The sequence below is a fragment of the Psychromonas sp. genome (assembly GCF_047632995.1).
Taxonomy (GTDB): Bacteria; Pseudomonadota; Gammaproteobacteria; order Enterobacterales; family Psychromonadaceae; genus Psychromonas.
Window position 1 is genome coordinate 1 of sequence record NZ_JBLIEK010000057.1, and the last position, 23,368, is coordinate 23,368.

Annotated in this window: 20 protein-coding genes; 9 read left to right on the top strand and 11 right to left on the bottom strand. The window is 40.5% G+C overall.

The window, feature by feature from the left end; genetic code table 11:
• Positions 1 to 389, bottom strand: a 389-nt coding sequence (locus tag ACJAT7_RS10880) for a hypothetical protein (protein ID WP_415226826.1), incomplete at its 3' end; no start/stop codon positions are given.
• Positions 390 to 454: 65 nt separating this feature from the next.
• On the opposite strand from ACJAT7_RS10880, the gene ACJAT7_RS10885 reads away from it, so the two are divergent.
• On the top strand, positions 455 to 1,447 hold the full coding sequence (locus ACJAT7_RS10885; protein ID WP_415226827.1) for an aldose 1-epimerase: 993 nt from the start codon (positions 455 to 457) through the stop codon (positions 1,445 to 1,447).
• Between the two features lie 100 nt (positions 1,448 to 1,547).
• On the opposite strand, the gene ACJAT7_RS10890 is transcribed toward ACJAT7_RS10885, so the two are convergent.
• The 7 genes from ACJAT7_RS10890 to ACJAT7_RS10920 form a co-directional block, all read right to left on the bottom strand.
• A complete protein-coding gene (locus ACJAT7_RS10890; protein WP_415226828.1) occupies positions 1,548 to 3,959 on the bottom strand; it encodes a GH36-type glycosyl hydrolase domain-containing protein in 2,412 nt (803 codons plus the stop codon).
• Between the two features lie 64 nt (positions 3,960 to 4,023).
• Positions 4,024 to 5,118 carry an ABC transporter ATP-binding protein gene (locus tag ACJAT7_RS10895; RefSeq protein WP_415226829.1) on the bottom strand — a complete coding sequence of 365 codons (1,095 nt, stop codon included), beginning with the start codon at positions 5,116 to 5,118 and terminating at the stop codon, positions 4,024 to 4,026.
• A gap of 204 nt (positions 5,119 to 5,322) precedes the next feature.
• On the bottom strand, positions 5,323 to 6,192 hold the full coding sequence (locus ACJAT7_RS10900; protein WP_415226830.1) for a carbohydrate ABC transporter permease: 870 nt from the start codon (positions 6,190 to 6,192) through the stop codon (positions 5,323 to 5,325).
• Position 6,193: 1 nt separating this feature from the next.
• Positions 6,194 to 7,177 carry a carbohydrate ABC transporter permease gene (locus ACJAT7_RS10905; RefSeq protein ID WP_415226831.1) on the bottom strand — a complete coding sequence of 328 codons (984 nt, stop codon included), beginning with the start codon at positions 7,175 to 7,177 and terminating at the stop codon, positions 6,194 to 6,196.
• A gap of 54 nt (positions 7,178 to 7,231) precedes the next feature.
• The gene (locus ACJAT7_RS10910; RefSeq protein ID WP_415226832.1) at positions 7,232 to 8,476 is read right to left on the bottom strand and encodes an ABC transporter substrate-binding protein; all 1,245 of its coding nucleotides are present in this window, start codon (positions 8,474 to 8,476) and stop codon (positions 7,232 to 7,234) included.
• 788 nt (positions 8,477 to 9,264) lie between these two features.
• A complete protein-coding gene (locus tag ACJAT7_RS10915; RefSeq protein WP_415226833.1) occupies positions 9,265 to 9,693 on the bottom strand; it encodes a family 16 glycosylhydrolase in 429 nt (142 codons plus the stop codon).
• Between the two features lie 178 nt (positions 9,694 to 9,871).
• The gene (locus ACJAT7_RS10920; protein WP_415226844.1) at positions 9,872 to 10,168 is read right to left on the bottom strand and encodes a carbohydrate binding domain-containing protein; all 297 of its coding nucleotides are present in this window, start codon (positions 10,166 to 10,168) and stop codon (positions 9,872 to 9,874) included.
• Between the two features lie 361 nt (positions 10,169 to 10,529).
• On the opposite strand from ACJAT7_RS10920, the gene ACJAT7_RS10925 reads away from it, so the two are divergent.
• The 3 genes from ACJAT7_RS10925 (at position 10,530) to ACJAT7_RS10935 (ending at position 13,638) form a co-directional block, all read left to right on the top strand.
• Positions 10,530 to 11,945 carry a glycoside hydrolase family 1 protein gene (locus ACJAT7_RS10925; RefSeq protein WP_415226834.1) on the top strand — a complete coding sequence of 472 codons (1,416 nt, stop codon included), beginning with the start codon at positions 10,530 to 10,532 and terminating at the stop codon, positions 11,943 to 11,945.
• A gap of 120 nt (positions 11,946 to 12,065) precedes the next feature.
• Positions 12,066 to 12,200, top strand: a complete 135-nt coding sequence (locus tag ACJAT7_RS10930) for a PTS lactose/cellobiose transporter subunit IIA (protein ID WP_415226835.1) — start codon at positions 12,066 to 12,068, stop codon at positions 12,198 to 12,200.
• Between the two features lie 271 nt (positions 12,201 to 12,471).
• Positions 12,472 to 13,638, top strand: coding sequence for a carbohydrate porin (locus tag ACJAT7_RS10935; RefSeq protein WP_415226836.1), 1,167 nt, complete (start codon positions 12,472 to 12,474; stop codon positions 13,636 to 13,638).
• Between the two features lie 263 nt (positions 13,639 to 13,901).
• Here the strand turns inward: ACJAT7_RS10935 and ACJAT7_RS10940 are convergent, their stop codons facing one another.
• The 3 genes from ACJAT7_RS10940 to ACJAT7_RS10950 all read right to left on the bottom strand — a co-directional run bounded on the left by ACJAT7_RS10940 (position 13,902) and on the right by ACJAT7_RS10950 (position 17,686).
• The gene (locus ACJAT7_RS10940) at positions 13,902 to 14,903 is read right to left on the bottom strand and encodes a LacI family DNA-binding transcriptional regulator (protein WP_415226837.1); all 1,002 of its coding nucleotides are present in this window, start codon (positions 14,901 to 14,903) and stop codon (positions 13,902 to 13,904) included.
• 1,160 nt (positions 14,904 to 16,063) lie between these two features.
• Positions 16,064 to 16,276, bottom strand: a complete 213-nt coding sequence (gene rpmE, locus ACJAT7_RS10945; protein WP_415226845.1) for a 50S ribosomal protein L31 — start codon at positions 16,274 to 16,276, stop codon at positions 16,064 to 16,066.
• A gap of 159 nt (positions 16,277 to 16,435) precedes the next feature.
• The gene (locus ACJAT7_RS10950) at positions 16,436 to 17,686 is read right to left on the bottom strand and encodes a hypothetical protein (protein WP_415226838.1); all 1,251 of its coding nucleotides are present in this window, start codon (positions 17,684 to 17,686) and stop codon (positions 16,436 to 16,438) included.
• Between the two features lie 484 nt (positions 17,687 to 18,170).
• Here ACJAT7_RS10950 and tal point away from each other — a divergent pair, with 484 nt between their 5' ends.
• The 5 genes from tal to deoD form a co-directional block, all read left to right on the top strand.
• Complete coding sequence (gene tal, locus ACJAT7_RS10955; RefSeq protein ID WP_415226839.1) at positions 18,171 to 19,121, top strand: transaldolase; 951 nt, start codon at positions 18,171 to 18,173, stop codon at positions 19,119 to 19,121.
• Positions 19,122 to 19,232: 111 nt separating this feature from the next.
• The gene (locus ACJAT7_RS10960; protein ID WP_415226840.1) at positions 19,233 to 20,504 is read left to right on the top strand and encodes a NupC/NupG family nucleoside CNT transporter; all 1,272 of its coding nucleotides are present in this window, start codon (positions 19,233 to 19,235) and stop codon (positions 20,502 to 20,504) included.
• Positions 20,505 to 20,586: 82 nt separating this feature from the next.
• A complete protein-coding gene (gene deoC / locus ACJAT7_RS10965) occupies positions 20,587 to 21,360 on the top strand; it encodes a deoxyribose-phosphate aldolase (RefSeq protein WP_415226841.1) in 774 nt (257 codons plus the stop codon).
• The gene (locus ACJAT7_RS10970; protein ID WP_415226842.1) at positions 21,360 to 22,607 is read left to right on the top strand and encodes a phosphopentomutase; all 1,248 of its coding nucleotides are present in this window, start codon (positions 21,360 to 21,362) and stop codon (positions 22,605 to 22,607) included. The genes deoC and ACJAT7_RS10970 overlap by 1 nt, the downstream gene beginning before the upstream one ends.
• 111 nt (positions 22,608 to 22,718) lie before the next feature.
• A partial coding sequence (gene deoD / locus ACJAT7_RS10975; RefSeq protein WP_415226843.1) for a purine-nucleoside phosphorylase occupies positions 22,719 to 23,368 on the top strand: 650 nt, incomplete at its 3' end.

Sequence of the window (23,368 nt, forward strand, 5' to 3'; positions counted from 1 at the left end):
GACTGCTCCATAGAGTCATTATCATTTGCTAATGGCTCACCTTGATAAGTAATAGGGTAAAAACTTAAGAAATGCTTATAGTCGCCATACTCACGAATACTCAGATTTTCAACACTGCTTAGATCTGCTAATGAGACATAAAAATCGTTGAAATTAAAGTCTTGGGTATTATTATCAATGAAAATACCCGGGATAAAACTGAAATTAGGTGTTGTGCCTAATGGGGTAAGAGTAAACGTGCTACCAATACCACCAACAGCAATACCCGTATTATCAGGTGTCGTAGAAATGGGTGTGTACCAGGGTTGAATAAATTCAACCGCATGACCAGGCGAACAGATGCTGGCCGATTTATCATTAAAGCTGGTATATGGGATTTGATTCTTCATACTTACAACCTTCTTATTGAATTTAAATATTTAATCCGACACAATATAATTTTGTGGAGGACAATATGTTTACAATTAACATAGATAAATTTTCCGAGCTCGATTGCATTAATATAGAAAATAAAGCACAAGGCATCGAGCTACAGATAATTCATGGTTTTGGTGCGATAATTAATAAATTTATCGTCAATAACAGCCCTTTTTCATTTATTCAGGGCTATCAATCGGGACAAGAACTAAAGGATACGAATCCCTTTTTTTCCCGTTCCGCGAAGCTCTTTCCATTTGTAAACCGCTTAAATAACGGCTGTTACCATTATCAGAATAGTGAATATCAACTACCTGCTAACTTTCCCTGGAGTGATCAACATGCCGTACACGGCCTGTTATATGATCAAGCTTTTAAAATTGTTGAGCAGCAAGCTAATGCCGACTTTGCACAAGTACGTGTTTGCTTTGAATCTAAACACCTACACGAAGGCTTTCCGTTTTCCATTAAATTGGAAATCGACTACAAAATAGAAGCGGATGGGCAGTTAACTTGCCACACTGACATCGTTAACACTGGATTAAAAACGTTTCCATTTGCCGATGGTTTCCACCCCTATTTTAACTTAGGGCAACCACTTCAAAACTGCCTAATTCAAATCCCCTCATGCCAACATCTTGAAACTACAGATGATTTGCCTAATGGCCAAGTACAGCAATTTACTCAATTCGTTAATGCAACATCACTTGCTGATATCACGCTAAATGATTGTTACCAATTTTCAGATAATACTAACCGTGCAGAGGCTGTGAAAATCGAGTTATCATGCCAAAACAAAAAATCTTCAATTAGTTATTGGCAAAATGACGCCATCAATGACGGCTATCGATTTATTCAACTCTACACACCTAGTGACGAAGACAGCATAGCAATAGAGCCTATGACGAGCCCCGCTGACGCATTTAATAATAAAATCAGCCTGCAGGAACTTAACCCTCGCGAGTCTATTTCCTTGGTATGGGGATGTCAGGCGAGTTACCTAGCAGAGCTATCCCCAGCAAAGTATTAAAAAAGTATAAATTTATACCCAAATAAGAAGCTATTTGGGTATAAATTAGCAGGCATAGGCTTTGCTGTAATTCGCCTAAGACCAATTAGCCTAAGGAAAATCAGCCTAAAACAACTTCAACAATATGCTCGCCAGATGTAAATATCGGCGCCTTATTACCCGTGATCAATTCACCATCAACACGCATCTCTTTGACCCCTTTACAAACATTATTAGGGTTAGATACACGAATATCATAGGTACCACCACGGAACTTACGTTGTACAGTAAAGCGAGGCCAGCTTGCTGGAATGCAAGGGTCAATACGTAGTCCATCAATTTCAGGACGCACTCCCAAAATCCACTGTGTACCAGCAACATATGTCCAAGATGCAGTACCTGAAAGCCAAGCATTGCGCCCTAAACCGAATTTTTTATGCTCATTGCCTAAAATATTCTGCGGGTAACAGTAAGGTTCAGATTCAAACGTCAATATGTCATCATTTTTAGAGGCAGGATTGATTTGACGGTAGTATTCATAAGCACGATCACCATTGCCTACTTTTGTTTCTGCAATCATCACCCAAGGGTTAGAATGCAAGAAAACACCGCCGTTCTCTTTAGCACCAGGAGGATAGGTAGATACACCACCTAAGCGAGGATCAAATCCGTTATAACCGGGCCCTGAAAGCTTAATACCAGTAGCAGTATTTAGTTTGTTGTTAACCGAGTTTAACGCCTGCTGTGCACGCTCTGGCGTTGCGAATCCAGATATAACAGACCAGCTCTGTGCATTAGTGTAGATTTTTCCATACTTATTACTATGTGAGCCAATTGGCGCACCTTGCTCATCATAATAACGGACGTACCATGCACCATCCCAGGCTTGATCATTAATAACTCGGCCCATTTGCTCGTATTGAGATTTAAACTTCGCCCCGAGTAGATCTTCATTACGCAATACACAAAGATCCTGCATATCCTGTAGTGCCTTGCCGTACATATTGGCAACCATTACTGATTCAGCGCCTGTAGGTAGATTTACCGTATCATTCCAATCAGCAAACCCCAGTAACGGTAATCCGTGCTGACCCGTATTGCTATTAGTGAACTCAATTGAACGACAGAGATGATCCCAAACAGTACCTTTGTGTAAAGGTTGACCTTGCTTATCTTTGTCATAGTATGGAATAACTTTATTAAGGAATTCACTATCCCCCGTCTCTTTTACGTATTGGGTGATCGCAAAAACTATCCACAAGTGATCATCACCATAATAGTTAGGTCTGTCTTCCTCCTCACGCGAATCACCTTCATTAGCTTCCATTGTTGACGGGAAGAATTGATGCATCGCTGAGCCATCCGCTTTTTGCACAGATAGTAAACGTTCAATAAACTCACGCGCTTCTTCAGGCATATGGGTAATAACACCCAAAATATCTTGCGAAGAGTCCCTAAAGCCGATACCACGAGCACCATAACCAAGTTGATATAAAGACAGATAGCGCGACCAATTTTTAGTGGTATGGCACTGACGTGGATTGTGTATATTCAACATCGAGTTCATTGATGGATCTGGCGTTTCCACGGTTAATGTATCAAGGTAACTTTCCCAATATTGATTAAGCTGTGCAAAAGCAAGATCCACTGTTGCATGGTCGCGGTATTTAGCAAATAGAGGCGCTGCATGCTGCACGCTTTCCATTTGTGTTAGTTGCACAACCGTACGCTCTGTTTGTGCTTCTTTTAACCAACCTAAACGTAAATTCAAGGCACCAATATTATCACCTCGCGAACATTCAGAATTTGTTAGTTCATCGGCATTGACAGCACCAGGTGCCGCCCAACTACCATAACCCAAGTTGCCTAAGAACTGCTGACGATCACCGTCAAAAGAGGTAGCAATACGATCCGCTGTCATCAAATTAACGGCACTATCACGTCTCATAAATGCATACTGCTCTAGCACAATATGTCCACTCTCTTGAGCATGCGCATTGAGGATCATCGTTTGTGGGACCCAGTCGGCATTAAGTAACTGTTTCAATGCATCAAAGTGCGTAAATTCATAAACAGGTACAAGATCAACATGAAGCTCTTGGTTTGATATATTCGTTATTTTAATATCTTGTAGTAATACACCATCATTTTTAGGCACAAAGAATGTAACATCACAGCGCACACCAAATGCCTCAGAGATAAATTGGCTATAAGACAAGCCAGTGTGATTTTCAAACTTATCAAGAGGCTTAAGGGTCGGAGTATAAAATGGAGAAAATACTTCAACACGCCCCTCTTTATCACGTACTTTAATATAAAGTGTTGATCCTTTAAATTCAGAGTTTGGTAGTTGCGTAATGTATTTGGTGATGCGATTTAATGCCGGATCCCCTTTACACAATAAAACCCCACCATTGCTATCTACAATACCCCCGAAGTCTAATGTACCGACATAGTTACACCATTTAATCGGTGTGATAGGTGTCGTAGCAACATATTCTTTTTTGTTGTCATCAAAAAAACCGAATTTCATTTTAATCCTTACTTTTTCTATAATACTTTAATTGTTTTTAGCGCTATAAAAATGCTTATAGCCCTTATATAGCGAGAGATTTTTCAGTGGTTGCATCAAATAGGTGGATGCTATCCAGATCTATATTTAATGTAACAACGTCGGTAGCTACCTCTATTGCTTGCGTTTCCACTACTACGTCGATATCACCAATATCTGTTTTCAATAAGATACTAGCTCCCAACAACTCTTTTTCTCTAATGGTAACCGCGCACTGGAATATACGGTCATGATCAAGTTGCTCTGAACGTAAATGAATATCTGTTGGTCTAATGCCTATACATACAGCGCGATCTTTAGTTGCATTGTGTTTAAAGCGCTCAGGAAGTGGAACACTAAGTGTTCCGAAATCAACAAACCATTGACCATCTTCTTTTTCAGTCACTTTTGCATCGATCAGGTTCATTGAAGGGTTACCAATAAACTGAGCAACGAACTTAGTTGCTGGAGATTTAAATACTTCAGTCGGTGTACCAACTTGTGCTATATAACCCGCATTTAAGATAACGATACGATCAGCAAGCGTCATTGCTTCAATCTGATCATGCGTTACATAGATAGTTGTCGTTTTTAATTCGCGATGCAAAAGTTTCATCTCTTCGCGCATAACGCCACGTAATTTAGCATCAAGATTTGAAAGAGGCTCATCGAATAAAAACACTTTTGGAGTACGAACCATTGCACGTCCCATTGCAACACGTTGCCTTTGTCCACCAGATAACTCTTTCGGTTTACGAGCAAGAAGCGGTTCAAGTTCAAGTGTTTTTGCCGCTTTTAGCACTTCTATATCAATCTCTTTCTTGGACATTCCTTTTAACTTAAGGGCAAATGCAATGTTTTCATATACCGTCATATGTGGGTAAAGAGCATAACTCTGGAATACCATTGCTAAATCACGATCTTTTGCATTAACCTTATTAATTAAGCGATCACCAACATAGATTTCGCCAGCAGTAATATCTTCTAGACCTGCAAGCATACGTAATGTTGTTGATTTCCCACAACCAGAGGGTCCGAGAAATACGACAAACTCTCCATCATTAACTGTAAAATTGAAATGCTTTACCACTTCAACATCGTCATAAGATTTCTTTATGTTTTTAAATATTACCTTAGCCATTATTTTTCTCCGCAGTGCATGCTGTTAATAATTTATCCAGGCAGTTGCACTGTTTATTTATGTTTTTGAATGTCGCATGCATCTTAATGATGCAGCTATCTAGTTGGTCATTGATTACAGAGACCGTATTAACTACATATCAAGAGTGACATGAAATATAAACCCGACTTGCGTCTTTCCTTATCACTCTTCTTTAAACGTCAATTAGCCCTTTACTGCACCAGAAGTCAGGCCGCTGATCATCTGTTTAGAAGCAAAAGCATAAGTTATCAAAATAGGTAAAAGAGAAATCGTTGTCCCTAACATAACCGACCCCCAAGGAGTATTGGGAATCCCTTGCACACTACGCAGCGCCTGGGTAATAACATAGTTTTCAGGTGAGTTCAGTACTACTAATGGTTGCATAAACATATTCCAGAAAAATACGAACTGTACGATAGCCAATGTTGCTAAAGCGGGTTTCATTAAGGGTAAAACGACACTCCAATAAGTGCGGAATTCTCCGGCCCCATCAAGCTTAGCAGCGTCAAGTAACTCTTTAGGAATGGCGGAAACGACGTGCTGGCGTATCAAAAATATTCCAAATGGTGTCGTGGTGAAAGGTAACCAAACTGCGATATGGTTATCTAATAGCCCTAAAAACTGGACGATTAAAAAATAAGGAATCAAACTCAATACAGGTGGAATCATCAGAGATCCCACAAGCATCGCAAATAAGAAATTCTTACCTTTGAATTTGAATACCGCAAATGCATACCCGCCCATACTGCAAAATAGTAGAGAAATAGTTGTACCAATAAAGGCGACATAGATACTGTTAAACATTGCCTGCCAAAAAGGCATTATTTCCAATAATCGCTCATAGTTATAAGATAAACTATCGCCAAGGGCAAAGCTGATGGTGGTACCAAAAATCTCAGTGCGGTCTCGCGTTGAAAGTATTGCTGACCATGCAAATGGAAAGACAGTCAGAATAGCGGATACAATCAATATTGTTGCCAGTATAATCAAGCCTATTTTGGTCAATATTTCAGTCGTATCATGACTCGGTTTTGTAAGTACTATCGTATTCATCCTAGTGTCCCTCCAAGCCTTTTTTGCCAAAGAATATAAATTGAATGCTGGTAAAGAAAGCAATCAGAACAAACAATAACCATGAAATTGCTGAAGCGGTGCCCATTTCCAACCATTCCCAAGCAACTTTATAAAGGTACATTGCGATAGTTAATCCCGCCTGTCCTGTACCACCGCTACCGCGAGTTAAGACAAAAGGCTCTTCAAATAACTGTAAATTCCCGATAATCGTCATGGTAATTGCAAAAAAAACAAACGGACGAATCATAGGTAAAGATATATACCAAAAGCGATGAATAAAGTTTGCGCCATCCATACGTGCAGCCTCGAGTATCTCTTTGGGAATAGTCATGAGGCCGGTTGTATATAAAACGATGTTAAAGCCGGTATATTTCCAAAACACCATAAATGCAATGGATGGTTTAAGCATATCTGCATTATCTAACCAACGAATAGGTTGATAATCGTTAACCCAAGCAAATGCCCAACCAAGATAGGATGAATCAGCAAGAGCGATTAATGATTGGTTGATAATTCCTGAATTGGGTGAATACATATTGAAAAAAATCAATGATGCGGCAACCGTTGAGGTGATGTATGGCAAAAAATAAGCCGATGTTAACCAATGGCGTAACCTATCACTTAGCGACACTAATACGTAAGCAACAGGAAGAGCAACTAAATGCTGCGCCACACCAGAGGTAATCGCTAACCAAAATGTATTTTTCAATGCGCGCCATAACCATGGGTCGGTTAGTGCAATGTAATAATTTTCACTGCCAACATAGTGCATTGCACCAAGCCCTTCCACAGGGTTCCATTGATGAAATGACAGAAAAACAGAAAAAAGTAATGGGAAAATCCCAAAAACAGAAAAAATAATTAAAAATGGTAATAGAAAACCGTAAGGAGAAAGAATATGCCAATTGAATCTTGGCTTATCCTCCTCTTCCAGTATCGATGTTACCTGTGTAGTTGTATTCATTATAACGACCTCTAAAATAAAGGTGCCGTAAAGACACCTTCAAAAATACTACAGTTACATATTACGTGTACGACGTTTGATAAGACGTTCAGCTTCAGCAAGTGCTTCTTTGATATCTTTACCTTCATCAAGAACCTGCATTAATGCATTTTCTAAAATGATTGAGCGAGCAACATGGTCACCTTTGCCTGGTTGAACAGGTTTAATGTTTTTAGCAACATTGGCAAATACCTGGCGTGCTTTTTGGCCGCCAAGAAACTCGATGGGTTGATCAAAAAGAGGATCACCATAAGTTGTTATGTTAGAAGGAAAAGCGGCGATTGTTGCAAATGCACTAAGCTGCGTATCAGGATTGATCGTCATATATTTAATTAATTCCCACGCTTTATCTTGATGTTTAGATTGCTTTGGAATTGAAAGAAATGAACCGCCCCAACTACCGTAAATACCATCTGGAAGGTTAGAAACGGCCCATTTTCCACTTGTATCAGGGGCGATCCAGTTTTTCAAGTGACCAAGTAACCATGCACCAGAAAGCTGTGTCGCAAATGTCCCATTTCGGAAACCTTCGTACCATTCATTTGACCAGGCGGTAATATGTGCATCAAGGCCATTATCTCGAATCGTTTTAGCAACAGTAAATGCTTTAACAAAACGCGCAGAAGTTACGACTGAATTGCCATCTTTATCGAAATAAAGTCCCTCTCCATCAGGCACTGTGGTATAAATAATTGCTTGAGCAACATCCGCTGCTGAAGCGATTAAAAATATGTCGTCTTTTTTTAATTTTTTCCCTAATGCAATATATGCATCCCAATCCGTAATTGCAGCATCTACTGCCACACCTTCTTTTTTGAAGATATCTGTACGGTAATACATAACACCAGGACCAAGATCTACGGGAATAGCATACACATTACCATCCGCATCTTTACCTTGTGCCCAAGCATAAGGCGCAAATTTTTCCGCGTATTTATCAGCACCGTACTTTTCAGATAAGTTAACTAGGCCACCCGATTCAACGAAAGGACCAATTTTTTCCACATCGACAACAACAACATCGCCAGCCCCCGAACCCGTTGCGAGGTTAGTCGTTAATTTAGTATGGTGATCGCCATGATTATTCATCAAGTAATCAACTTTAATACCCGTCTTTTTTTCGAAAGCAGGTAAAAATTCTTTCAAGCTGCTATCAAAATCAGGAAAACCATCAAAACGGATGTCGCCATCAGATGCATTTGCCGTAGATGCTAAACTGAGTGCAATTATGCTTGATAATGTTATAGTTTTTAAATTCATCATTTATCCTTAAATATTAGGTATAATCGTTTATAGAACAATATATTGAAAAATCATCTACGATAAAGAAAATTGAGAGCAATATTTATTCTTGTTTTTAAGTTATAAATCAATTTCAAGATGGCTTGTATGTCATGCCAATTCTGCTAATTAAATGGCCTGTTTAAGGGCTGAAAGCAAGGCATTGATGCAGTAACTAATCCTCTAATTACAAAATCAATAACAAAGACTAAAACATAGTTTTATGTCCGCTAGCATTCATTTTAACCCGCATAAATGAACAGATAATTAATGGATTTGGTGCTACTTGTTGGAAACGTATAAACATCAATCCATGACGCGCATCTTACTTAAAAGCAGTGGCCTATATATGCGCTAAGTCACATTGCATCTGACATTAGAGAAACGAAGATATAAATTTTGACCAGGCTCTTTTTCCCTCAACCAACGGTGAAACTGTTTCATGAAACCATCAAGAACAGAGGAATAAAATGCATGCGTAACGCGTGTAAATAAATCGTTCGCCATACTTAAATAGATTGCAATGCTTCCGAAAAAGAGAAAATTGAACAAAGTATGACACTTGTAAATGCTGCTACCGGTTTAAAAAATTGATCAGGTGTTGTAACTAAAGTTGATCAAGCCACGTTTCTCAGAAGACAATAAAAAAGCCGCCTTTGAATCTCGATTCAAGGGCGGCTACAGTAATAAAAAAATGAGATGCTATTTTAAATTAAGCAGATAATTACTTATTTTGAATTTTTGAAAGCTTAGTATCAAATCCCCAGTCACCTTTTCCCCACCGCTTGGTATTTAGGTAATTTTTTTTCATCAAGATGACCAACCCAGTCAATAACTTCAGATACCCATATATTTGAACGGTAAGTTTGTGGGGTATCGGCCATATCACGAACTTGCTGTGAATCTTCTGCAAGTTCGGTACGTACAGCTTTTCCGTTTACTCCCCAAATAATTGATTCTGACCTCCACTCTATTGTGTAAGTTTGAAAAGTATCGAGCTGTGGAACAGCGCTTGTTTTTTCTGAGTGAATTCGTTTTTCTACCTTACCGGTAATAGTATTGGTTTGTAATAAATCAGGTTTGCTACCAATGGTTTCAAAATCTATCTCACGCCAAGGCCGCCCTTCTCCTTGCCAGGATTCATTGTCGTAAGTAAAGAATGAAGAGATCACTCCCGGTTCAGATACCATTTTCATGCGTATGATAAATTTAGACTCCGAAGCCAAAATATTAATTTTTCTGCTTTAGATAGGAAGCCTATTTGATTGACATGAATAGGTGAAATCTTATCAACGGCTTGAAAGGTTTTACTTTTAAGCGAAACATTACTTACACAAATAATAGTCGCCTTTTGTGCGCCCCTCTGAAACTAAATTAACGCTGTGCGCCATTATCCTTTTCTTGTATGAATTTATAAGTGAATGTTTTTTTCTCTTTGCTAAGTAAGGTATCCGTTACAAAATAGGATGTGTAGGGGCCGCCTGCATGCTGAATAAGCGGTCTTAATTGCGTATCTTCTGATGCGTATCCATCAAAACTAATACGGTAGGTTTCCCCTTTTTCAAGGTCTATTCCAGCTTGACCTAAAATAACATCCCACGCGTTACTTCCCGAGTGAACTATTGGTATACAAGCTTCTTGCTTTGTAACCTTTAGAAAGATCCAGCTAATATGCCGGCGAACTTTATATCAAGGGCTTCATTAGCAGCGATTCCATTAAAACATTTCCCAGCCAGAGTCCTCGAAACCGAACACATTTTTGCCTGTGATATTAGCAATAATTAAATCTCACCCCAGATTTGTGCGTTATTTAACCAGTAAAAATATATTGTGATCTGATTCTCATTATCAGTCACAGAAACTGTAACCGGTTTCGGGAAGCGGTTACAGTCTGGCCCATAAATAAGACATAACAACCCTTTTATAAAGCTAACTAGCATTACTGGCTTAATTATGTATCCAGCGTCACCGGAGAAATCTGCCGGTGAAATCGGCACTTTATATACACAAAAGATTTACACGGGTTATTTAAATGAAGTTTGCAAATGATTTTTTATTTGGTGCAGCAACCGCCTCTTATCAGGTAGAAGGTGCATGGGATCAAGATGGCAAAGGTGAAACTAACTGGGATCAATTTACCAAAATCCCGGGGAAAACCTTTGAAGGGACAAACGGCGATGTAGCGATTGATCACTACAATCGTTACAAAGAAGATGTGGCATTAATGGCAGAGATGGGCCTTGAGTCATACCGTTTTTCAATTTCATGGGCGCGTATTTTCCCCAATGGAAGAGGTGAAATCAATCAGAAAGGGATCGATTTTTACAATAACTTAATTGATGAATGCCTAAAATACGGGATTGTCCCCTTTGTTACTTTGTACCACTGGGATTTGCCGCTAGCGCTTGAAAAAGAGGGAGCATGGTTAAATAAAAATACGGTTGATGCTTATATTGACTATGCCAAAGTCTGTTTTAACGCATTTGGGGATCGTGTTAAACATTTCATCACATTTAATGAAACAGTTGTCTTTGCCTCATTAGGTTATATGGCCGGCGCACATCCCCCCGGTATTGAAAACGATCCGAAAAAATATTTTCAGGTCACTCATAATGTTTTTTATGCCCATGCTCGTGCAATTATTGAATATAAAAAATTAAATCAGTTTGGTGCTATCGGGTTAAGCCATGTATTTTGCCCTGCATTTGCCGTTGATGATTCCCCAGAAAACAAGTTTGCCGAGATGCATGCAAATCAATACGGCATAAACTGGTTTTTTGATCCGATTCTTAAAGGGGAATACCCGGAGTATGTGATTAAGCAGTTAGAGGAAAGCGACTTTCTGCCGGACTGGACATTAGAAGAATTGGCTATTATCAAGCAGGCCGCACCGTTAAATGATTTTATGGGATTAAATTATTATCAACCGATGCGCGTTGAAAGAGTCTCTGGTGAGGCCCAAGAGCAGATCCATTCACTGGAAAACTCCACCGGCTCTCTGGGCAATGCGAGTTTTGATAATGTCTACAAAACCGTCAAAATGGAGGATAAAAAATACACTAAATGGGATTGGGAAATTTCCCCGGAAAGTTTTGTTACCGGCCTTGAAATACTTAAAGATAACTACGGTCAAATCAAACTTTACATTACTGAAAACGGTTTAGGTGATGAAGATCCTATCATTGAAGGTGAAGTCTGCGACATTCCCCGAATCAACTTCTTAAACGATCATTTAAACGCAGTTAAAGAAGGTATCAATCGCGGCGTTCATATCAAAGGATTTTATTCATGGTCTGCCATTGATCTATTAAGCTGGTTAAATGGTTATAAGAAGCAGTATGGCTTTATCTATGTGGATCATAACAACGGACTGGAACGCAAGAAAAAAGCATCATTCCACTGGTATAAAGGAGTGATTGAAACACGCGGTGCCACATTAAACCGTTAAATGAATTCAATAAAGTAGCGCAAGCTCGCTCTGATATTTTAAGGTGCTGATTATTACTATTAACCTTGACTGAGGGCCAGCACCCTATTTGTAATATTAAACGTTATTAAGACAGAAAAAATGATCTCAGGTGAAGGCAAAGTACCTGTTAATTTAATTCAGGTCCACGCACAGGATCATATTATGACGGCGATGCTAGCCAAAGATATGATTGAAAAGATGATAGCTATTCACCGCATTATTCAAGGTAAATAGGGAAATCACCAGGGGCAGAATAGTACCCGGCCCCTAGTTTAAAACGCTCTTATTTAGTTTTTTAAACGCCGCGAATTAACCGCATTGAAAATTTTCTCTTTGCGGAAGAATTTTTACGCCAAAAACTCAGGTTTTTAGCGTAAATCTAGTCAGTTTAGCTTGTTTTTTGAGCAATCCTGAGTAAAAAAAAGAAGTGATCAAGGTGGCTCTCTAAGCCGATCAATTCTAAAACAACAATACGTTATAACTACTTTTTTAATAAGGAAATACAATGAAATTTAAGTTACTACCACTAACCGTTGCGCTTGCCGCTGCTTTATCACCGCTGAGCGCTTTAGCGACTGATGCACCAGAAGATTTTGTTTTTTCTGGCTATGCCCGTTATGGATTCCATTACTCTGACGATGCACAGCAATATATCCATGCCGATGGTGAGCTGACCAACAATTCAGTAGGCCGTTTAGGTAATGAAGGCAACGGTGGCGAGTTCCAATTCACTAAAGGCTTCCAAGGTGCTAACGGTACTATCTGGGACGTTGCCGTCATGTTAGAGCATTGGGGCGATAGTGTCGGCCTGAAAAAATTCTATGCACGTGCGACGAATGTGTTTGAAGCACAACCTAATGCGACTTTTTGGGCCGGTCGTGATTTCCACCAGCGTCCACAAACAGGGCTCAGCGATTACTTCTGGATGAGCCATGATGGACAAGGTGCCGGTGTATATAACCTTGAACTAAACGCTGTTAAATTTGATATCTCAGCGGTTGCTCAAGCGGCTGGCGATACCCATGATAATGGTAACTATGCGATCACATCAAAACTGCACGGCATTGATTTAAACGACTCTCTGTCATTGAGTGTGCTTGCTAACTACGGTTTTACAAGCAAACATGACTCTAACGGTAATCAATTAAATACCGATACCAATGCTTATCAGCTTGCTGCCGTGTTAAACAGCAGCTGGTCAAAAGGGTCGAATCAGCTGGTTGTGCGTTATTCAGATAATGCCGATAATTCTGTATTTAACAAAACTGAAGGTCAAACTGCACTTTATGCAGGCCTTGAAGGTAACGTGCATTTCAGCGACAGTCTGATTGTTGAATACTTGGGCTCTTATGCGAGTATTGCAGAAGATATGAATGAAATAGATGATCGCAGTGCCTACAGCGCAATTGTCCGTCCTATGTATAACTGGAACACTGTTCATTCCACTTGGTTAGAGGCGGGTTATTCACTTGTTGATTATGATAACTTATCGGACCAAAACTCTGCATGGAAAATGACACTTTCGCAAAATATCAGCATTGATGCGTTCGGAGCAGCTCGTCCTATGTTGCGCTTTTATGCAACCGTGGGTGAAACGGACAATCAGGCTGGCAGCTCTGATGCGAAGCAAGATACACTGGCATTAGGCGCTATGTTTGAATCTTGGTGGTAGAAAAAAGCCTATTTATGAGATAAATCATAAATAGGCCTGAGTATGAAGCTGATGGGTTTAGTTTGGCGACCGAACCATCAGCTTACAAAATGATTGTAACGCAATCGCTAAATAAAAAAAATTTTATCCTCAAACCACTTGAAGAGGCAAGAATCAGTATTTCAAGTGCTTTGGGATATAACTAAGCTAACGCAATATGCCGCTTTTGTCATTTGCAGCTAGGTTTGACTATCTACCCACATTTTTCGCAAAGGCAATAGTGGTCAGATAAACGCAGTGGAATCGCGAACAATCAACTTACCGCGGAACTCTTTAGTTCCTCCCTCGATCTCTTTACCACCGGCAAGATCCAGTGCCATTTTAATGGCTGTACTGGTCATTTCTGTAATAGGCATCTCAACGGTTGATAAAGTCGGGGTTATAAAAGACCCTATGGTTTCATTATCAATACCAATAATAGACAGATCTTCAGGAATTTTCAGTCCCGCTTCAGTGAGTGCTTTCATCACGCCAATGGCCATATCATCATTACAAGCAAAGATAGCAGTGAATGATACACCTGAACGCAATAGTTTTTTACACGCGTCATAACCGCTGACAATTGTATTTTGCCCTTGTACAATCAATGCCTTATTTACCGGGATATTGCGCTGCGCCAGTGCATCCTGATAACCTTTTAAACGCAGTACCCCTGACGAGGCGTTGAGCGGGGAAGTAAGGCAAACAATCTGTTTGTGATTCATATCCAGTAATTGGTTTACCGCAAGTCTGGCGGCATGCTCCTGATCAAAACAGACGGCGTGACAGGTGCTCCCCTGCAGCTGCTGGTTAATAATAACGATAGGGATGGGAATACGCTGCTTAATATCGATAAGATCCTGCTCTGACAGATAACGACTGTATAAAACGATGACATCACAGCGTCTGTCTACCAATGAGTCAATTGCTTCAATTTCACGTTTAGGATCATTATGTCCATCAGTCACAAACAGCTGTTTACCCGCCTGATCAGCAAGTTTCGCCGCCTGACTGAGGAGTTCACCGAAGTAATTACCATTAAAAGTAGAGAGTATTAAACCTATACTGTTGGAACTATTCTTGGCCAATGCCCGAGCTAAACTGTTCGGCTTAAAGTGCAGCTGCTCCATTGCATCAAAAACAACTTGCCGTGTTGACTCTTTAACTTGCCCTTTACCGTTAATCACTCTGGAAACCGTCGTTTTCGACACGCCCGCTAATTTACAAACATCATTTATTGTTGCCATATATTTACTACTCTTAGCCCTTTATACCCAAACCGAGTGTGTATGATAAAATTTTTCCGTGATTTCGACTCCCCTACCGGCCGTCATCCAATATTTTTCCATTGGAATTAGTTAACACACAGATAAACAAGCCCTATTATTACAAACTCTAATAGCCTAATCACGGCTAACAACCACGCGATAGCATTGTGTAACCGGTTACTGCGAGGGGATAGTATAAGCTGAATCCATTCTATAAAACACTTTTCTGTAAAAAAAAGAAATTATTCTCCGCAAGGGAAAGATTGGACTCTCATTTTTTTATAATGAATTCAAAATACTAGTGCCTTCAGACTTAAATAAGCACACTTATATTTATAAATTTAGTTTTTTAAAAGAAAAGTTGAGGCACCCAAACCTTTTTATAAATAAATCAAACCAATGCGGCTAGGCAATTTCCGTACGTTTTTCTTGTGCTGAACAAGCGCTTTAGCAAGAAAAATCATGGAGCGAATTGAACGACAGTTCAGGTTTATGAGCGGGCAAAGCTCTGCTTGCCCTTCTTTTTCTAATCTCAGCCAGTACAGGGACGTAATGTCTGAGGTGGTGCGTTAAAAAGTGGTTGGGCAGTGCACGTTTCGGAAAGGCACTGTGAATTATGCGCCAGCATAGTGGCACGAACAAAGCTCTCTTTACTTTAGCTTTTCTTGCTGTTGAGAAGCATGACTCACTCGCACAGCCAAACTGCGTTTCGGTTTCTCATCGTCTACACACCATCAGGGCGGAACCCCAACAATGAAAGTTACAGCAAGCGCTCACAAGCGAAAGCTTACGGAGGGAAAAAGTCGGAAGAAAAATCGGGATATATATAGACGCTCCACATCTGTCCCATCTTGCGTCAGCCCTAAAAAAAATGCCGATTTGTGTTGGTTTTCAGTCATCTTCTGTCATTCCTGCACTGTTTTAGCTGGAATCTCAGGATGTTAAAAAAAATTTCTCTCACATGAACCTTCTCTCATCGAGATCTTCGATTAAAACACCTCGAAGATGACAATATTGGGGCAAAGAGCTTCGATACGACCGCCAGTATCAACAACGCGTTGTGTTGATTTTTAGCCATAAAAAAAGGTGCCATAGGCACCTTTTTAAAATCATTGGTTTGTTCTACTAAATAATAAAAATTATTTAGAAGCAAGACCACCAAAACGATTTTTGAATTTTTCGATACGACCGCCAGTATCAACAACACGTTGAGTACCAGTGTAGAACGGGTGACATGCGCCACAGATATCTAGTGTTAAATCTTTGCCGGCTGTTGAGCCAACTTTAACAACGTTACCACAAGAACAAGTCGCTGTTATCTCGTTATAATCAGGATGAATAGCATTTTTCATTTGGAAAACCTCTTTAGGCCGCATCGCTGCTCTGTTTGAGAGAATTATTTCACTCAACAAAGTACCACACGTATTTATCATTAAATTTCAGGATGCAAATTATATAGGAATGAACAATAAAAATACAATATAAAAACAGGGTATTTTACAGCTAATTATTCAACCGGCCATTATCATTGCTAATGCATCATCTAATAACGATTCTGGCGTATAAATTTCACTGGTCAGGGCAAATGAATTTGCCCTTGTGTGACCATCCATTACATCACAATAATTAAAAATAACACGGTGTATTTCCGATAAATTATCAATCACGCTGATGCTATTAACCCCTTTATTCATATGCTCCTCAAGATAGGAATAAAACTGTTCTACACTGTTACTGGCGCACAGTTTAAAGTCGCCACTGCCTGTTATCATTGAGGTTATCGTACAATACGCCCCGAGATCATTAGTGAACCATTTATCTTTCCACCAACCAATCTCCTTACCTTGTAACTGCTCATCTGTTTTAGCGCAGGGAACAAAGAAATAGATCTGTGCATTAGACTTTTTTATATCTGAGTAAGATGCCATTAACGCAGCCGATCTAAGGCAACTTTCATGCTCTATGTAGTGAGCATATTTATTGGTTTTTAGTGTAAATGCCTTTAATAACTGGAAATGTATATAAGCCAGCTTGTCCGGATAGATTAAATTACATTTTGTTATCGGCTTTAACTCCCCCACCAGCAATTGTTCAAAATGCTTTCTTTTCATATTTTGCTGATACCTATTGATCAGTGCATTTTCAATATTGGCAAGATTTTGTACTGCGACCATGGTATTTTCCAGTGCACAGTAAATATCTTTAGCAACTAAATCCTGCTTAGTCAGGTTGTTGTTTTGTAAGAGTATATATCCGCTATCGGCTTCTGAAGTAATTAAAGTATAGACGCCTCTTTTGTGTTCAAAGTGAAGTACTTTACCTTCTGTATGCATAGCCAACTCTTTTCTTGCGATCCCCTTTTCTTCATGCAAGCGGCTGAAATTGGAAAGAACAAGTGCAAGCTTATTGAGGTAAAAATAATATAGCCTTGCAGATAACCCGGTGCTTTTAAGCGCCTCACGCATATCTTGCTGAGAGACAATCGTTGCCAGTACCGATTGAAGGGCGCTGCTATTTTTATAGTTTTGCAGGGTGAAAATAGAATGGCATAGGCAGCATCTCTTTCTTTGCGTGCCTGCTGAAGTAAAGCCATACAAGTTTGCAGAAGTTTTCTCTGTGAGAAAAAAATAGTTATTACATGTGGGACAGCCCGTTAATTTCCGGCCAAACTGAAACGCCAGTTTCTCCTGCAGGACATTATTAACCAATCGATTATTTATCCAGGGCGGATTGCTACCACAGGCTTTGCACTCTATTGACAAGTATCCTAAACGCCTACTTTTGTAAATATAATCTGGGCTATCAAGCACCCCGAAATTATTGCAAGCAACTGTTTTGCAACAATTAAAATTCTTCCTGAATTTAATCATTATCTTATCCTAAATAGCAAGGTACGCATAAACACAACCAGTTTGTTAGCAAAAGCAAAAATAACAGCGGTAAATATTAATCAGCAAAGCTAGCGCACGTCTTATATCCCGCTTAATAAACTATTCCCAATTATTTAGTTCACAACGAGATCTCTGTTCAGTTTATATATTATTTGTACTGTAATCGCCCCCGGAAAAAAACAACACATTTTGTTAGCGTGATTTAAAAAGTTTGAGTAAATATTGTTCTGTCGGTATGGATCACACTTTACACTCGTTTTAATAAATAAACTTATTTACATAAACAGGAAGCAAGAAAAAAATCAGATGACTACACTTGCACCATAAACATTCAACTTATTAAAAGGTTAATTCCATGGCGAGTAAATTAGATCAACTACGTAAACTAACAACCGTGGTTGCAGATACAGGTGATATTGCTGAGATACAAAAATATCAACCCGAAGATGCCACAACCAACCCTTCGTTAATTTTAAAAGCGGCGCAACTTACAGGTTATGCACCGTTAATAAACGACGCAATTGAATATGCAAAAGCGCAAAGCAATTCAAAGCCGCAACAGGTTCAAGATACCTGTGACATGTTAGCGGTGAATATCGGCAAGGAGATTTTAAATATTGTTCCGGGCCGTATTTCAACCGAAGTGGATGCGAGACTCTCTTATGATATGCAGGCCAGTCTGACAAAAGCACGTCAACTGATCAAAATGTATAACAATGCCGGCATTAGTAATGATCGCATTTTAATAAAATTAGCGGCAACCTGGCAAGGTATTCGAGCTGCTGAAATCTTAGAAAAAGAGGGTATCAATTGTAACTTAACGCTTCTGTTTTCTTTTGCTCAAGCTCAGGCTTGTGCTGAAGCGGGCGTATTTCTTATCTCCCCTTTTGTTGGTCGAATTATGGATTGGCATAAGAAAAATGAAGGTTGTGACTTTACGCCAGAGTCAGATCCTGGCGTGAAATCTGTTGCAAAAATTTACAGCTATTACAAAGCACATGGTTATAAAACCGTGGTAATGGGAGCAAGTTTTCGCAACACAGGAGAGATATTGGAATTAGCAGGATGTGACCGACTGACTATCAGCCCGCAGTTATTACAAGCACTAGAAGATGAACAGGGGGAAGTTTTCGAAAAACTATCTGCAACCACTGAAATTAAAACTGCCCCGGTAGCACTAACAGAGGCACAGTTTCTATGGGCGCATAACCAAGATCCAATGGCGGTAGATAAGCTCGCGGAAGGCATCCGCAACTTCGCTACCGACCAAGATAAATTGGAGAAAATGATAGAGGAGCGTATTTGATTCCTTTATTTAGAAAAGGCTCGGCACGGTACAAAACAACAACAAAACCAATGAAGGTGGCTGATAAAAACGGTTTTATTCAGCCCAATATATATTAAATGGAGAGTTAAAATGCAAATTGTTATGGGTTTAGTAGGGATTATGTCACTAATTATTATTGCGCTGATTTTTTCGAGTAATCGAAAAGCGATCAATCTGCGTACCGTTGGCGGCGCTTTTGCGATACAAGCATTGATACCTGCGATTGTTATATTCACAGATTCAGGTGCTAGTGTATTAGGCAGTATCTCCTCTGGTGTACAGGCTGTTATTAACAGTGCCAACGCAGGAATAGGCTTCCTGTTCGGCGGTCTGGTTTCAGGGAAAATGTTTGAAGTGTTTGGCGGTGGCGGATTTGTTTTTGCCTTTAGAGTACTGCCAATTATTATCTTCTTCGCCTCTTTAATGGCGGTGCTTTATTATATGGGCATAATGCAGTTTATTATTAAAATATTTGGTGGTGCACTGCAAAAAGCGCTGGGTACAAGCCGTACTGAGTCAATGTCAGCGGCTGCCAACGTTTTTGTCGGTCAAACAGAAGCGCCTTTAGTTGTAAAACCGTTTATCAGAACAATGACGCGCTCAGAGCTATTTGCGGTGATGGCCGGCGGTCTTGCCTCAGTTGCCGGTGCGGTATTGGCAGGTTATGCCTCTTTAGGTGTGAGTCTTGATTACTTGATTGCAGCCTCATTTATGGCGGCACCGGGTGGTCTATTGATGGCTAAACTATTAGAGCCTGAAACAGAAACGCCAATAGATCAGATGGAGCAGTTAACAGACGAAGAACTAGCTGCAGATGAAGCAGCAAAACCCGTCAATGTGATTGATGCTGCGGCATCTGGCGCATCTGATGGTCTTCATTTAGCAATGAACGTGGGCGGTATGTTAATCGCGTTTATCGCTTTAATCGCGCTAATTAACACTATCTTAGGTGCTTTAGGCAGCATATTTGGTATTGATGCGCTAACGCTACAACAGATTTTAGGTTACGTGTTCGCACCCATCGCGTTCCTAATCGGTGTGCCATGGTCTGAAGCGATGCAGGTAGGTAGTTTACTAGGTCAAAAATTAGTAGTGAATGAGTTTGTTGCTTATATTGATTTCGTGAGCATCAAAGATACCTTAAGCGCAAATTCTCAAGTCATAGTTACAGTTGCACTATGTGGTTTCGCAAACCTCTCTTCAATGGCAATTTTATTAGGCGGACTGGGTGTACTTGCACCATCACGTCGTCCTGATATTGCTCGTCTAGGCTTAAAAGCTGTGCTTGCGGGTACTCTATCTAACTTTATGAGTGCTACTTTAGTGGGTATCTTCTTCGCTATGAGCGGTGGTTTAATTTAATAATCAACATCCCAACCCACTTAGCAAATAGATGCTGAGTGGGTTGGATATCTCAAAAACAGAAAAACAAAGGATCTAAATAATGAGTGATTTAAAACTAGCATCTCGTCAAGCTATCGGGTTAATGGATCTGACCACATTAAATGACGATGATACGGATCAAAAAGTGATTCAGTTATGCGCAGATGCCCATACAGCAGCAGGCGATACAGCTGCGGTATGTATCTACCCGCGTTTTATTCCGATTGCTCGCAAAGCATTAGCACAACAAAATACCGCGCATATTAAAATTGCGACGGTAACCAATTTCCCGCACGGAAATGATGACTTAGAGATTGCGCTAGCTGAAACCCGTGCCGCCGTTGCTTATGGCGCGGATGAAGTTGATCTGGTTTTTCCTTATCGCGCGCTGATGGCGGGTGATAGCAAGATTGGCGCAACTATGGTTAAAGCATGTCGCGAAATTTGCGGCGATACAGTAACGCTAAAAGTGATTATTGAATCAGGCGTTTTAGCAACCCCTGAGTTAATTAAACAAGCCAGTCTGATTTGTATTAATGCAGGTACCGACTTTATTAAAACCTCAACCGGTAAAGTAGCGGTTAACGCCACGCTAGCAGCAACCAAGGTAATGCTCGAAGCGATTAAAGAGTCTGGCCTTGATGTTGGTTTTAAAGCGGCTGGTGGCGTTAAAGACGCACAAGCGGCAAATGATTATATGCAGCTGGCGCGTGACATTATGGGTAATGATTGGGTCACTGCTGACCATTTCCGTTTTGGCGCATCGAGCTTATTGGTAAGCCTGTTATCTGAACTTAAGTTAACAGATAAAAAAGCACAAACAGGAGCCTACTAATGAAACGCACCGTTATCCTATTACTTGATTCTTTTGGAATCGGCGCAGCAGATGATGCCGCACAATTCACTGGCTCACTTGCAGATGGCAGCCCATTCAATGATGTTGGCGCGAATACACTCGGCCATATAGCAGAGCTGTGCGCTAATGGTCAGGCAGATTCTGGCCGTCAAGGTCCACTTCATATTCCCAATATGAACAAACTGGGTATTGGCCGCGCCTGCGCTGAAAGCTCAGGTTATTTCCCTGCGGGTTTAGATAAATCGGTTGAGCCGATTGCCGCTTATGGTTATGCAAAAGAGATATCAACAGCGAAAGACACCTCAAGCGGTCACTGGGAAATCACCGGCGTACCGGTGTTATTTGACTGGGGATATTTCACCAAAAAACAAGATAGCTTCCCGCAAGAGCTGCTGGATGAGTTAGTTAAACGTGCAGATTTACCGGGTTATTTAGGTAACTGTCACTCCTCGGGCACTATCATTCTTGAAGAGCTGGGTGAAGAGCATCTTAAAACCGGCAAACCTATCTTTTATACCTCTGCCGACAGTGTTTTCCAAATCGCATGTCATGAAGAAACATTCGGTCTTGAGCGCCTTTATGCATTATGTGCTATCGCACGTGAACTGGTTGATGAGTACCGTATCGGCCGTGTTATTGCGCGCCCATTTAGCGGCAGCAAAAGCAGTGATTTTGCCCGTACCGCTAACCGCCATGACTACTCGGTTCTACCGCCAGCACCAACGCTACTTGATAAGATGAAAGACTCTGGTGGTGAAGTGGTCAGTATCGGTAAGATTTCAGATATTTTTGCAGCGCAAGGCATTACCAAAGCGGTCAAAGCAAACGGTATTGAAGCGCTATTTAATGCCAGTTTAGATGAATTCAAACAGGCTGGCGATCAAAGCATTATCTTCACCAATTTTGTTAATTTTGATGCGGATTTCGGACATAGACGCAATGTTGCAGGTTATGCGGCTGCGCTGGAATACTTTGATAAACGCTTACCGGAAATACTTGCCGAGCTGGGTGATGAAGATCTCTTGGTCATAACCGCCGATCACGGCTGCGATCCAACCTGGAAAGGCAGCGACCATACCAGAGAGCATATTCCGGTTATCTTTTACGGTAAGTCTGTGCCAGCGGGCTCTGTCGGATTACGCGACACCTTCGCAGATATCGGCCAGTCAATAGCGCAGCATCACAACTTGCCTAAGCTCGATTACGGTAAAAGTATTTTTAACTAAACAAACTTAAAACTAACCTATTGCAGCGGGCACTCAACCGCTGCAATGACTTAAGCCGTCTTGAATATCTGTTTTTGACGACTTTTAAAAAATCACACGGAGAATAAAACAATGGCAACACCTCATATTAATGCAGCAGACGGCGCTTTCGCAGAAACAGTTTTACTACCTGGCGATCCGCTGCGCGCAAAATATATTGCAGAAAACTTTCTAGATGATGCAGTACAAGTTACAGATGTACGTAATATGCTTGGCTTTACCGGTACCTATAAAGGTAAACGCGTTTCAGTCATGGGCAGCGGTATGGGTATTCCATCATGCTCTATCTATGCAACTGAATTAATCAATGAATACGGCGTAAAGAACATTATTCGTGTTGGTAGCTGCGGCGCTGTAAGCCGGGATATTAAGTTACGTGACGTAATCATTGGCATGGGCGCATCAACTGACTCAAAAGCCAACCGTATTCGTTTTGCGGGCCATGATTTTGCCGCTATCGCCAGCTATGAGCTTTTAGAAAAAGCGGTTAATTCAGCACGAGCACACGGCATTAAAGCGCGAGTGGGCAATATCTTCTCAGCCGATACTTTTTACACACCTGAGCCACAAGTGTTCGATACGCTTGAAAAATACAATATTCTCGGCGTAGAGATGGAAGCAGCTGGTCTATATGGTGTTGCCGCAGAATTGGGTGCCAATGCGCTGTGTATTTTAACGGTTTCAGATCATATCCGCACGGGTGAAAAAACAACCTCAGATGA